Annotated in this window: 9 protein-coding genes; 5 read left to right on the plus strand and 4 right to left on the minus strand. The window is 72.5% G+C overall.

Features of this window, described 5'->3' with window-relative positions; genetic code table 11:
- The first annotated feature begins 233 nt into the window (after nt 1-233).
- The 4 genes from H566_RS25570 to nosR are packed head-to-tail and all read left to right on the plus strand — an operon-like array spanning nt 234 to nt 6,067.
- Entirely contained in the window at nt 234-1,274 is a 1,041-nt protein-coding gene (locus H566_RS25570; protein WP_051378830.1) for an ATP-binding protein, read from the plus strand.
- A complete protein-coding gene (locus H566_RS27610; RefSeq protein ID WP_051378831.1) occupies nt 1,271-3,574 on the plus strand; it encodes an EAL domain-containing protein in 2,304 nt (767 codons plus the stop codon). The genes H566_RS25570 and H566_RS27610 overlap by 4 nt, the downstream gene beginning before the upstream one ends.
- Nucleotides 3,571-4,509 (plus strand): HDOD domain-containing protein, encoded by a 939-nt coding sequence (locus tag H566_RS0115420; protein WP_028312136.1) that lies wholly within the window; start codon nt 3,571-3,573, stop codon nt 4,507-4,509. Before H566_RS27610 ends, H566_RS0115420 begins: the two co-directional genes overlap by 4 nt.
- Nucleotides 4,510-4,519: 10 nt before the next feature.
- Nucleotides 4,520-6,067: a response regulator c-di-GMP phosphodiesterase, NosR family gene (nosR, locus tag H566_RS25580; RefSeq protein ID WP_211238099.1), complete on the plus strand. Its 1,548-nt coding sequence runs from the start codon at nt 4,520-4,522 to the stop codon at nt 6,065-6,067.
- A 61-nt stretch (nt 6,068-6,128) separates the two neighbouring features.
- Here nosR and mnmC2 read toward each other — a convergent pair whose 3' ends face one another.
- The gene (gene mnmC2 / locus H566_RS0115430) at nt 6,129-8,612 is read right to left on the minus strand and encodes a tRNA (5-methylaminomethyl-2-thiouridine)(34)-methyltransferase MnmC2 (RefSeq protein ID WP_084545158.1); all 2,484 of its coding nucleotides are present in this window, start codon (nt 8,610-8,612) and stop codon (nt 6,129-6,131) included.
- 56 nt (nt 8,613-8,668) lie between these two features.
- On the opposite strand from mnmC2, the gene H566_RS0115435 reads away from it, so the two are divergent.
- Nucleotides 8,669-9,574 (plus strand): LOG family protein, encoded by a 906-nt coding sequence (locus H566_RS0115435; protein ID WP_028312138.1) that lies wholly within the window; start codon nt 8,669-8,671, stop codon nt 9,572-9,574.
- 274 nt (nt 9,575-9,848) lie between these two features.
- On the opposite strand, the gene H566_RS29720 is transcribed toward H566_RS0115435, so the two are convergent.
- From H566_RS29720 to H566_RS0115450, 3 genes are all read right to left on the minus strand, one after another.
- Entirely contained in the window at nt 9,849-10,340 is a 492-nt protein-coding gene (locus tag H566_RS29720) for a glycine zipper 2TM domain-containing protein (RefSeq protein WP_051378832.1), read from the minus strand.
- A 297-nt stretch (nt 10,341-10,637) separates the two neighbouring features.
- Complete coding sequence (locus tag H566_RS0115445) at nt 10,638-11,795, minus strand: ABC transporter permease (RefSeq protein WP_028312139.1); 1,158 nt, start codon at nt 11,793-11,795, stop codon at nt 10,638-10,640.
- A gap of 86 nt (nt 11,796-11,881) precedes the next feature.
- Nucleotides 11,882-12,643: an ABC transporter ATP-binding protein gene (locus H566_RS0115450; RefSeq protein ID WP_084545159.1), complete on the minus strand. Its 762-nt coding sequence runs from the start codon at nt 12,641-12,643 to the stop codon at nt 11,882-11,884.
- Nucleotides 12,644-12,744 lie beyond the last annotated feature (101 nt).

A 12,744-nucleotide genomic window follows, 5' to 3' on the forward strand; every position in this document is an offset into this window, starting at 1 on the left:
GCGCCCGCGCCACCGGCCGCCGCGGCTCGCATGCGCGCCATCGGCCGTTGCCCGCCGCGCCCGCGTCGGCCGCACTCTTGGCCGATCGGCGCGCCGCTCGTCGCCGCAGGCATGAGCAGCCGCCGCAGGTCCGCGCTTTTCCGCCCTTCGCCGCTTCACCGCAGGGCCGACCCTGCCGTCAAGACTCGCAGCACCCGCAGTCCCGCGCGGGCACGAGAACAGACGGAGTCGCCATGCAAGCGATCGACAAGCCGGCCATCACCGCAGGGGAGCCGCCGGAACCCAATGCCGCCGCCCGCCCGGCCGACGCCTTCGCGCCCGGCCCCCTCGCGGCCGAACCGCGCGCCACCGGCCCCGTCGGCGTCGACAACGAGGCCGCCGTGCAGGCCGCCGCCCAGGCCGCGCGCGTGGCCGAGCTGAACCTGGCCGAGCGTCTGGCCTTCGCGCAGAAGCTTGCCCAGGCCGAGCAGCAGCTGCTCCAGTCCGAGAAGATGGCCTCGATCGGCCAGCTCGCCGCCGGCGTGGCGCACGAGATCAACAACCCGATCGGCTTCATCAACAGCAACCTCAACACGCTGCGCGACTACGTGAGCGACCTGCTGCGGCTGATCGACGCCTACGAGAGCACGCCGGCCGAGGCCGCCGCCGTGGCCGAGGAGATCGACCTGCCCTTCCTGCGCGAGGACGTCGGCTCGATGATCGAGGAGTCGCTCGACGGCATCGCCCGGGTGCGCCGCATCGTCCAGGACCTGAAGGATTTCTCCCATGTCGATCACGGCGAATGGGTCTGGACCGACCTGCACAAGAACCTCGACTCGACGCTCAACATCGTCAACAACGAGGTCAAGTACATCGCCGACGTGAAGCGCGAGTTCCAGCCCGACATGCCGCTCGTGCATTGCAACGCCTCGCAGATCAACCAGGTGTTCATGAACATGCTGGTGAACGCGGCGCACGCGATCCGCGCCCGCGTCCAGGCCGGCGACTACAAGCGCGGCACCATCACCATCACCACCGGCGTCGAGGGCGACGACGCGGTCATCGGCATCGCCGACACCGGCTGCGGCATCGCGCCCGAGCATCTCGCGCGCATCTTCGATCCGTTCTTCACCACCAAGCCGGTCGGCCAGGGCACGGGCCTGGGGCTGTCGCTCAGCTACAGCATCGTGCGCAAGCACGGCGGCTGCATCACCGTGAAGAGCACGCCGGGCGAGGGCAGCCGCTTCAGCCTCTGCCTGCCGATCAAGGGCGGCGCCTCGCCGAGGGCGTCATGAGCGCGCGCGGAGCCGAGCTGCTGGAGCGCGCGCTCCAGCTCGACGAGGACACGGGCTTCGCCAAGCGCAGCCATTTCTTCGACATCGTGCGCCGGCGCAGCGAGGAGCATGCGGCGGTCGGCGCGAGCTTCTGCCTCGTGGTGGTGGAGCCGGCCGATCTCGGCCCGGCGCTGTCGCTGCTGGGCGAGTTCAACGAGGCGGCGCTGCTGGAGGTGGTGGCCGACCGGCTGCGCCATTTCGAGCAGACCGGACTCGACATCGGCCGCATCGCCCAGGCGCGCTTCGCGCTGCTCGCGCCCTATCTGGCCGACGTGCCGCATGCGCGCGAGATCGCGGCCCAGATCGTCGATGCGCTGCGGCCCGACATCGCCGTGGGCGCGATGCGGCTCACGCTCGATCCGCGCGCCGGCGTGGCGATCTTCCCTGACGACGCGGCCGATGCCGCAGCGCTGTTCGGCGCCAGCCTCGCGGCGCTCAAGCACGCGGGCGAGCATCACGAGAGCCTGTCGATGTACGACCGCGCCATCGGCGAGGCGCAGGCGCGCGAGGCGCGCACCGGCATGGCCTTCCGGAGCGACGCGCAGCGGCTCAGCTCGGTGCAGCGCGACACCGAGGACATCGTGCTGTTCACCGACGAGATCGAGCCGCCGGCCGCCACGCCCCAGCCGACCAGCTTCCGCCTGCTGGCCGAGCCGCGCATCGACGCCGCCACCGGTCGCGTGGTGTGCATCGACAGCCAGCTCGACTGGACCGACCCCGAAGGCCGCCTGCTCGGCGGCGCCGCCACCTGGGCGCTGGCGCGCCAGCACGGCCTCACCACGCTGCTCGGCGGCTGGTGGCTGCGCGAGGGCACGCGCGCCTATGCCGAGGGCATGGATGGTCTGCGCGGCCTGCCGCGCCTGGGCCTGCGCATCGCCACGCGGCTGCTGCTGCGCGCCGATTTCGGCAGCCTGCTGCAGGAGCAGATCGAGCGCGCCGGCCTGAGGCTCGACCAGATCGAGCTCGGCCTGCTCGCCCATCCGAGCCTCGCCGACAACGAGCCGCTCGTGGCCCAGGTGCGCGCGCTGCGCCGCGCCGGCGTGCGCATCGCGCTCGACCATTTCGGCGAGGACGAGGCCGGGCTCGGCTTCCTGCGCCGCTTTCCGGTCGACGTGCTCAAGCTCGACGCCGCCCTCATCGCGCGCATCGAGAGCGACCCGACCGACAACGCGCTGCTGCGCTCCATCCTGAGCATCGCGCGCTGGCTCGACCTGGAGGTGGTCGCGCTCGGCGTCGAGCGCGACTCGCAGCGCGTGCTGCTGCAACGCCTCGGCTGCCGCGTGATGCAGGGTCCGCTGATCGGCGCGCCGACCGCGCTGGCCGCTGCCGGCAGCCTGCTGCGCCCGCCGCGCGAGGGCGCCGACGGCAAGCCCGCCGAGCCCGCGATGGCGCGCACCCTGCTGCTGCTCGACGACGAGCCCAACATCCTGTCGGCGCTGCGCCGGCTGCTGCGCCGCGACGGCTACACCATCCTCGCCACGACCGATCCGGCCGAGGCCTTCCACCTGCTCGCGACGCGGCCGGTGGACGTGGTGATCTCCGACCAGCGCATGCCCGAGATGAGCGGCACCGAGTTCCTCAAGCGCGTGAAGGACCTGCACCCCGGCACGATGCGGCTGGTGCTGTCGGGCTATACCGACGTGCAGTCGATCACCGACGCGATCAACGAGGGCGCGATCTACAAGTTCCTCACCAAGCCCTGGAATGACGAGCACCTGCGCGCCCAGATCGGCGAGGCCTTCCGGCGGCTGGAGATCGAGCGCGACAACGAGCGCCTGCGCGACGCGCTGGAGTTCGCCAACCGCAAGCTCGAAGGCCTCAACACCGCGCTCGAGACCCGCATCGAGGAGAAGACCGACGAGATCCTGCGCGACCTGGAGCTGCTCAACATCTCGCAGGAGATGTTCGATCTGCTGCCGGTGGGCGTGCTCGGCGTGGACGACAGCGGAATGATCGTGGTGGCCAATCCGGCCGCGAGCCAGACGCTCGGGCCGGCGGCCATTCCCGGCGCGCTGGTGGAGGAGGTGCTGCCCGCCGCCACCCGCCTGTCCTACGAGCGCTGGAAGCGCGTGGTGGATGGCACGGCCCATGCGCCGCCGCCGCGCCTGCCCGCGAACTGGACGCCGCCCGAGGCCGTGGAGGCAAGCTTCTTCCGGCTCGGCGGCTTCTCGCGCGCCCAGGGCGACATGATCGTGCTGGGCGACATCGGCCAGCTGCCCGAGCCGGGCGGCCGCCTCGCCATCCCGGGAGCGCACGCATGACGCCGCCCGCCTGCATCCACTCCGATCCCGACTGCGGCAAGGCGCGGTCCGCCGAGTGCGGTCCGGTCCCGGCCGGTGAACGCGGCGCCGATCCGGTCGGAGCGGCGCTCGCGCTGCTCAACCGGCTCCCGGCGCTGTCGCCGGGCTTCGTCACGCGCATGCGCGAACTGGCCGACGACAACATCAACGTCGTCTCGATGGCGGCCGGCATCGAGGCCGATCCGGTGCTGATGCTGCGGCTGCTGCGCGTGGCCAACTCGCCCTTCTTCGGCATGAGCCGGCGCGTGGACAGCGTGCAGGACGCGATCACCGTGCTCGGCCTCATGAACGCGCGCGCGCTGCTGATCGCCGGCCGCGCGATGGAAAGCCTGCAACCCGACCCGTCGGCCGGCTTCGATGTCGAGCGCTTCTGGGAGCACAGCCTCGCCTGCGCCGCCGCCAGCGAATGCCTGGCGCTGCGGCGCGGCCTGCCGGTGGCGCGCGCCTTTCTCGGCGGCATCGTCCACGACATCGGCGAGCTGGCGATCGCGCTGCTCTGGCCCGATCGCTACCGCGTCGTGAGCGAGGCGCGGCGCGAGGGCGCGATCGACAAGCTCAGCATCGAGCACCACTACTACGGCTTCGACCATGCGGAGCTGGGCGCGCGGCTGGTCGAGCACTGGCGCTTCCCGCCCGACGTGTGCCGCGCCGTGGCCGGCCACCACGGCACGCGCCAGTGGGACGACGCCAATGCGCCGGGCATGCTGCAACTGGTGGACGTGCTGCGCTTCGGCAACGCCTATGCGAACTGGATGTGGCGCCAGGGCGGCATCGACGGCATCGCCGGACACGATCTGCCCGACGACCTCGCGCGGCTCGCCGACGAGGACGTGTCCAGCCTCGCGCCGCGCATCGAGCGCCGGTTGCGGGCGCTGCTCGCGATGATGGGGAAGTGAGATGGACGGCATGTTCGAGATTGATGTCGGCGTGCCCTCGCGCCGCCCTTCGGTGCTGGCGGTGGATGACGAGCCGGGCATCCTGTCGGCGCTCAAGCGCATGTTCCGCAAGGAGGAGATCGACCTGTTCACCGCCGGCTCCGGACCGGAGGCGCTCGCCTTCCTGGCCGAGAACGAGGTGGACTGCGTCATCAGCGACATGCGCATGCCCGAGATGGACGGCGCCCAGCTGCTGGAGCAGGTGCGCAACCTCGCGCCGCAGACGGTGCGCATCCTGCTCACCGGCCATGCCGACACCGCGAGCACCATCGCCGCGATCAACCAGGGCCAGGTCAGCCGCTACGTGCACAAGCCCTGGAACGACAACGAGCTGGTGCTGGTGGTGCGCGAGGGCCTCCAGACCAAGTGGCTGGCCCAGGAGCGCGACCGCCTGCAGGAGCTGACGCGCACGCAGAAGGAGGAACTCGCGCGCCTCAACGCCGAGCTGGAAGACCGCGTGCGCGCGCGCACCGCCGAGCTGGCCCAGACCAACTCCTTTCTCGAACTCGCGCACAAGGATCTGCGCACCACCTTCGTCAACGCGGTCAAGTCGTTCTCGACGCTGATCGAGCTGCGCTCGCCGGCCATCGCGGGCCACGGCAAGCGCGTGGCCGACCTGGCACGCGCGATCGCGGCGCGGCTCGGCCTGAGTCCGAGCGACCAGCAGGACATCCTGTTCGCGGCGCTGCTGCACGACATCGGCAAGATCGGCCTCGCCGACGCCGACCTCGACCGCAGCTGGGCCCAGCTCGACCTGCCGGCGCGCAAGCGCTTGCAGAGCCATCCGCACAAGGGCGCGGCGGCGCTCATGGGGCTGGCCGAACTCAAGCACGCGGCAAGCTTCATCAAGGCCCATCACGAACGCTGGGACGGCACCGGCTATCCGCTCGGGCTGGAGGGCGAGGAGATTCCGGTGGGCGCGCGGATCATCGCGATCTGCGAGGACTTCGACGAGCTTCAGCTCGGCCTGCTGACCGGCGCGCGCGCGACGGCCGAGCAGGCGCGCGGCGTGGTGGCGCGCGGCGCCGGCAAGCGCTACGACCCCAGGTTGATCGAGCTGTTCGAGGCGGTGCTGGACGATCCGTCCTGGGCCTCGGACCGGGGCCGTTTCGTGACCACCGACCAGCTGCGCCCCGGCATGCAGCTCGCGCGCGACCTGCACGCGGCCAACGGCGTGCTGCTGCTGGCGGCGGGCTTCAAGCTCGACGACACGATGATCCGGCAGCTGCGCGACTTCGAGGCGACCGAGAGGAAGACGATGCAGGTGGCGGTGCTCGATGCCCAGGCCCAGGCGGCGCTGGCGGGGCTGGCGCAGGCGCCGGAAGCCGCGCCCGGCGTGGCAGCGCACGCCGAGCATGCCGCGCCGCCGCCCAGGCCCGGCGCGGCGCCGGAGCAGCCCGCGCCGGCCGAGCCGGCGGTCGGCACCCTGCCGCCCGAGCAGCAGGCCGAGCTGATACGCAAGGCGCTGGAGCGCGACGTGCGCGAGGCCAGGCCGATCGTGCCGGGCCGCGACGACTGAATCCGCGCCGCGCGGCCGCCGCAGTCGTGGTGGCCGGGACTGTCGGCGCGCCTTGCCGGCCTCAGCGGCCGCGCCGGCGCCGGCGCTGCGCGAAGCGCGCCGGATCGACGGCATCGAGCAGATCGGTCTCGACCGGCGCCGGATCGCCGCAGGCCAGCGCCGCGACGATCTCGCCGGCGAGGCCGGCCCAGGTGATGCCGCGCGAGGCAAGGCCGGTGCTGGCGTAGAGGCCGGGCAGGCGTGGCCAGTCGGCCAGTGCGTGATCGGGCGCGTCGGCGGGCAGCGGCAGGCCGACCGCGCCCACGAGCGGCATGCGGTCGGACGGCACGGCGCGCACGCCGCTGCGCCCGGGCAGGGCGGCGCCGACATTGATCTCGGCGATGTCGAGCAGGCGGGCATGGCGGGCGAGGTTCTCGTCCTCGGCGGCGCGCGTGAGTTCGCCGTCGCGCGCCACCGCCGCCACCCGCGCGGGATCGAGTTCGTAGCTGGCGCCGACCAGCACGCCCGCGCCGAAGGCGGGCAGCACATAGCCGTCGCCCGTCACCGGAATCGATGGCGCGGCGGCGCGCCAGGCCGGCAGCAGGTTGAGCTGGCCGGCGATCGGGCGGATCGGCCAGTCGAGCGCGGCGGGGGCGCGAAGGGTGAGCGGGGTGAGGGCGGCCTGTGCGTCGGCGCTCGTACCGGTATGGGCGTTGCCGTTGCCGTTGCCGGCTGTGCCGGCGAAGGTCGCCGCGTCCTTGGTCGGCGTGTCCGGCGGCTCGGCGCCGAGGACGGGCGTCGCACCGCCGGCGAGTACCGCGATCTCGGCGCGGGCGATCTCGCGGCCATCGGCGTCGAGCGCGATCCAGCCGGCGCCGGAGGCATGGTCGTCGTCGGCCCGGGCCGCGTCGGTGGCGGCGTCATGCGCGGCGCGGCCGGCGCGCGCCAGCACCGCGACACGCCGGCCGAAGCGGGGCGTGATGCGTTCGCCGGTCGGGTCGGCCAGCGCCATGAGTCCGACCGCGTAGCGCGCGGGCGAGAGCCAGCCGCCTTCGGGGAACAGGTAGCCGCCGGCCATCGCGCCGGCGCCGGCGGGCAGCGGCAGGCCGCCGCGCACCGGGCCGCGCGCCAGCTCGGCGGCGGCGTCGCGGTCGAGCCAGCGCACATGGCCGGGCGGGAAGCCGAGCGCGTCGAGCGCGCCGCGCATCGCCGCTTCCTCGGCATCGTCGGCGGCGAGATGAAGCAGGCCGGCGCGTTCGCCGCCCACGTCGATGCCCGAGGCTGCAAGCGTTTGCAGATGGCGCAGCGCATCGAGGTAGCCGGCGCGCGTGAAACGGGCCTGGCGCGAATCGTCGCGCGCCACGAGCGGTTGCAGCGCGCCGGCCGGATTGCCGGAGGTGAGGTTGGCGGGCGCATCGCCGGCATCGACGAGGGTGACGGCCACGCCGCGCGCCGCGAGCCGCGCGGCGACGGCGCAGCCCGCGAGGCCGGCGCCGATGACGAGCGCGGTCGCGGGCGGTCGACGGACCGGGTCGTGGCGCGGAGCGGGCGCGGCGTCGGCGGTTGCTGGAGCGGCGGGGCGGTCGAGCTGCGCCGTCGATGTCGACGCCCCGGTCGTGGCGGCGCGGCGGGCCGTCCGGCCGGGACGGGGCGCGAGGCTCGCCACCGTCATCTCGCGCTTGCCGCCGAAGCCGGGCGCGCGCCGGGCGTCGAAGCCGGCGGCGGCGAGGGCATCGCGCACCGCGCGCGCGACGCTCCAGGTCGCGGCGCTTGCATCGGGCGCGGCGAGCCGGCCGAGCGCGCGGAACAACTCGACGCTCCACATGCGCGGATTGCGGTCGGGCGCGAAGCCGTCGAGATAAAAGGCATCGGCGGCGACCGCGAGCCGGGGCGCGAGCGCGACCGCGTCGCCGAAGGCGAGCAGCAGCTGCACCGCGCCACCGGCGAATTCGAGCCGGTGCAGGCCGGGCAGGGCGAGCGGCCACTGGTTGGCAAGGGCGTCGGCGTCGGCGATGCGAGCGGCTCCGGCCGCGCGCGGCATGGTCGTGTCGGCTTCGGCGGTGGCGGTGGCGTCCTCGCGTCCGACGCGATGCACGCGCCTCAGCTCATCGGCCGTGACCGGATGCGCCTCGAAGGACACGAACCACAGCCGCGCGCAGCGGGCCGGATCGGCGCGCCACGCCGCGAGCGTGGCGAGGAAGTTGCCGCCCAGACCGAAGCCGGTCTCGACGATGGTGAAGCGCTCGCGGCCCTGCCAGCGCGCGGGCAGGCCGTTGCCGGCCAGAAAGACATGGCGCGCCTGTCCGGCCGCGCCGGCAGCGCTTGCATAGACATCGTCGTAGTCGCGCGAGCGCGGCGTGCCGTCAGGCGCGAAGTCGAGGCGCGCGGCTTGCAGCGCGGGCGCGGCGCGCGGTGACGAGGCGTCGGCCGACGGTCCCGCGGGCGGTACCCGGTCGGGCGCCGCCGGCGCGGCCACGACGTCCGGCGCAAGCGGCGCGGCGGGGCTGGCGGAAGGGTCTTTCCGCCCGTCGGCGGTGACGCTGGTGCTGTGGCGAAACTCGTTCATCGGGCCAGCATAGCCGCTGCTAAGCTGGCCTTTCCGCAGTCACTCCCTCTACGAACATGGACAGCCACAAGGCGCTCAAGGCACGCAACTTCCCGTCGGCCCATGAAGAGGCCCGCACCGCCGAGGAACTGGTCGAGCACTACCAGAACGGCGCCTACCGCATGGCTTTCGCCGACACCGAGTTCCTCCTGCGCGAGGAGCTGCGGCCGATCCGCATGCAGCTCGAACTGCTCAAGCCCGAGCTGGTGCAGCGCGACCTGAAGGTCGAATCGACGATCGTCATCTTCGGCAGCGCGCGCATCCAGCCGCGCGACAAGGCGCTGGAGCTGCTCGAAGCCGCGCGCGAAGGCGGCGACGCGGCCGCCATCCACCGCGCCGAGAAGCGCGTGGAAATGTCGCGCTACTACGAAGAGGCGCGCCGCTTCGGCAAGCTGGTGACGGAAGGCTCGCGCGACCTGGGCGAGCCCGTCATCGTCGTGACCGGCGGCGGCCCCGGGATCATGGAGGCCGGCAATCGCGGCGCGCATGACGCGGGCGGGCCGAGCATGGGCCTGAACATCGCGCTGCCCTTCGAGCAGGCGCCCAACCCCTACATCACGCCGGAGCTGTGCTTCCAGTTCCACTACTTCGCGATCCGCAAGATGCACTTCCTGATGCGGTCGGTCGCGCTGGTGTGCTTTCCGGGCGGCTTCGGCACCTTCGACGAGCTGTTCGAGGTGCTCACGCTCACGCAGACGGGCAAGAGCCGGCGCCGGCCGATCCTGCTGTTCGGCCGCGATTTCTGGGGCAAGGTGGTGAACTTCGAGGCGCTGGTCGAGGCGGGGATGATCGGGCCGGAGGATCTCGACCTGTTCCATTTTGTCGAGACGGCCGAGGAGGCGTGGGAAGTCATCAAGCACGCCTACACGCTCGACGATCCGACCCGCGTCGCGCGGCAGGCAAAGACGCCGTCGGCCGGCTGAACGGCTGACGCGGGCGCGGCCGGCTGTGTGCCGCGCGTGCCGGCGCGCGGTGGCCAGTGCGCTGCCGGCCACGCGCTGGCGTGACAGCGCTTGCATCGCGCATGAAAAAGCCCGGCACGAGGCCGGGCTGGCGGGATGGCGCGAGGCCATCCGGATGCGGTCATTGCGTGGCGGGGCAGTGGTCGCGGGGCATCCCCCGCCGATCACCTCTGCCACCCCCGCCGGCCGTCCGTATCGCGCGATGTCTCACCGCGACGCGGGCGACCCCGACCGCTCAGTAGCGCACGCCGCTGCCGACGGCGGCGCCCAGCACGGTGCCGATCGCGATCGCGGCCGTGCGGCCGTTGCCCGCGCCGATCGTGTTGCCGATGGCGGCACCGGCGACTGCGCCGCCGATGGTGCCGAGATTGGGGCCGCCGCCGTAGTAGCCGGCCGGCTCGCGATAGACGGGTGCCTCGCGGTACACCGGTACGTCGCGGTAGACGACGCGCTCGCGGTAGACCGGGACTTCGCGGTACACGACGCGCGGCGGCGGCGCGCGGTGGATGACGACCACGTCGTCGTCGCAGTCGTCGCGCCAGCGGCGGTCATGGTGATGGCGTTCGTAACCGCGACGGTCGTCATCGACGACGACCACGCGCTCGCCGCGATAGACGCGCACGTCGTCGTAGTCATGGGCCTGGGCCAGCGGTGCAAAGGCCAGGCCCGCCAACGTGGCTAGGCCGCCGATCAGCATCGGCACGCGCTGGTGGGTGGTGAGGCTCATGTGTGTCTCCGTGATGCGGCACCTGCCGCGGCGCCTTTTTAAGTCGGAGCGGCGCTGGCAGGGTTTACCGGAGCGGCGACTGTGTAACCGGCTGCTTCTGCCTTTGTTCTGATTGGGTAGGGCGTTGCGCGGGGGAGGGGTGGGCGGGGCCGACGGAAGCGCCCTCGCGCTGTGCACGAGGGTTCCCGCAAGCACGGGCCGCGCCGGCCGGTCGTGCCGCGCTCCGGGAACCCGCCGCAGGCGGGCGCCACCGTTCGCCGCGCCCCGCCCCACCCTGGGCACGTCGCCGCCGTCGCGTCATCCGATGCGCCGAAGCCCATCCACGATCCGCACCCGCGCCGAATGCCAGGCCGGCAGCGCTCCCGCCACCAGCCCGACGGCCAGCCCGCAGCCCGCCTGCATCCAGTAGGTCTCGGCCACGACCGGGAACTTGGCGAACACGCGCACCGTCGCCGCGTGAAAGCCCGCCGCCACCGGCCCGAGCAGCGCCATCGCGATGCCGGCGCCGATCAGCGCGAGCAGCAGCGCCTCGGCCATGACGAGCGCCGCCACCGTGCCCGGCCCGAAGCCCAGCGCCTTGAGCGTCGCGTACTCGGCGATGCGCTCGCGCGCGGTCATCGCCATCGTGTTGGCGGCGACGGCCATGATGATCAGGATCACCACATAGCTCACGGCGCGGATCGCGATGACGATGGCCTCGACCATCGCGATGAAGCCGAGCTGGAAGGCCTTCTCGCTTTCGGTGAGCGTCTCGGCGAGCGAGCTGCGGAAGCCGTCGTCGATGGCCTTCGCCACCTCGGCGCCGGCGGTCGGGTCGGCAATCTCGACGATGAACACGCCGATCTGGTTGGCGCGCGCGGGCGCGGTCTGCTTCAGCGCCTCGTTGAGGTAGTCGTAGTGGAAGTACATCTGGCGCGTGATCGCGGTGGCGTCGCGGCCGTCGTAGATGGCGCGCACGTTGAACTCCCAGTTGCCGGGGTAGATCGTGCCCTTGAGCGTGACGCGGTCGCCGAGCTTGAATCCGTACAGATCGGCCAGCTCGCGCCCGATGGCCGCGCCCTGACGGTCGCGCATGAGATCGGCGTACTGCGTCGGATCGAACCTGAATTCCGGATACTGCTTCGCGAGCAGCGGGATGTCGGTGGCGAACTGGGCGAAGAAGTTCTGCGGCTCGCGCCATATGCCGCCGAACCAGTTCGAGACGCCCACGCTCTTCACGCCGGGCACGGCGGCGATGCGCTCGCGGTAGTACAGCGGCATCGAGAAGGTGAGCGAGATCGAGTTGCGCGTGAACAGCCGTGCCGCGCTCGACATGTCGGTGCCGGCGTACCAGGCGCGCACCACGGTCTGCAACAGGCCGAAGGCGAGGATGGCGATGACCAGCCCGAGGATGGTCAGGCCCGCGCGCAGCCGGGCGCGGAAGACATTGCGCAGCACGAGTCGAAGGTAGAACACGCGGCGTCCTGGGGTTGCGTTGAATCGGAGTCCGGAATGCGGGTTCGAGCGTGGCGGCGGGCTGGACGCGACCGCCGCGCCAGCCCTTAGCGATGCGCCGCGAACGGGTTCTCGCCCGACAGCCGGCCCTTGTCGAGGTAGGTGGTGCGGCGCGCCGCGTCGCCGGCGCGCGGGTCGTGCGTGACCATCACGATGGTCTTGCCGAGCGTGGCATTCAGCTCGCCGAGCATCTTCAGCACGTCGGCGGCGGACTGGCGGTCGAGGTCGCCGGTGGGTTCGTCGCAGATGAGAAGCACCGGATCGGTGACGATGGCGCGCGCGATCGCGACGCGCTGCTGCTGGCCGCCCGACAGTTCGTTGGGGAAGTGCTTCGCGCGGTCGGCCAGGCCCACGAGCGCGAGCGCCGTCTCGCAGCGCGCGCGGCGTTCGGCGCGCGACAGGTTCGTCAGCAGCAACGGCAGCTCGACGTTCTCGATCGCGTCGAGCACCGGCATGAGGTTGTAGAACTGGAAGATGAAGCCGACGTTGCGCGCGCGCCAATCGGCCAGCTCGCCCTCGCCGAGCTGCGTGATGTCGATGCCGCCCACGATCAGCTCGCCGCTGTCGGGCTTGTCGATGCCGGCGATGAGGTTGAGCAGCGTGCTCTTGCCCGAGCCGCTCGGCCCCATCAGCGCGACGAAGTCGCCGGCCGCGATGTCGAGCGTTATGTCGTCGAGCACCGGCACGACCTGGGCGCCGCGCCGGTAGCTCTTGCTCAGGTGGCGCAGGCTGACGAGCGGCGCGGCCTCGGCCGTCGGCGCCGTGGCATCAGGGAGGGCTGGGGACGAGGCGCGGAGCGGTGGCGGCATGGCGGCGCGGGGGCTGTGTAACCATACGGCCCCGCACTGAGGGTTGGGGCGGCATGGCGGTTGTCATCGGCGCGGGCGATGCTAGCGCGCTGCGCCGTGGC

Source organism: Derxia gummosa DSM 723 (assembly GCF_000482785.1).
Classification (GTDB): domain Bacteria; phylum Pseudomonadota; class Gammaproteobacteria; order Burkholderiales; family Burkholderiaceae_E; genus Derxia; species Derxia gummosa.